This is a genomic window from Pseudomonas sp. S44 (assembly GCF_016624805.1).
In the GTDB taxonomy this organism is placed as follows: Bacteria; Pseudomonadota; Gammaproteobacteria; order Pseudomonadales; family Pseudomonadaceae; genus Aquipseudomonas; species Aquipseudomonas machongensis.
Genome location: NZ_JACVTY010000073.1, coordinates 1 through 328, shown reverse-complemented (window position 1 = coordinate 328; position 328 = coordinate 1). Strand labels below are relative to the sequence as shown.

Genomic DNA, 328 nt, shown 5'->3' with positions numbered 1-328 from the left:
CGCTGACACTGAAAGTGAAGTCGTCGCGACCCTTACCGCCGACAAGACCACTGTGTCCGAAGGCGGCGAGATCACCTATACCGTTACGCTGACCAACACCCAAGGCCTGGACGTCAAAGCTCATGGCGGTTTGGTGTTCACCCTCTCGGACGGCACCAAGGTCAACGTTCCGGCTGGCAGCGCCACCGGGACTATCACCATCCACGCCCCTGATGACGTGTACGTCGGCGGCCAGCCAGCAATAGTCAACAAGCTGGAAGGCGTTACTGGTGCAGACAACTTCGAGAAACTGACCTTGGGTCAGGGCGAAGTGAAAACCGATGTCACC

General features: G+C 58.5%; 1 protein-coding gene. It reads left to right on the top strand.

From position 1 onward, the window contains the following. Positions 1-328: immunoglobulin-like domain-containing protein (locus IAE40_RS25580; RefSeq protein ID WP_200604072.1), on the top strand; the 328-nt coding region annotated here is incomplete at both ends.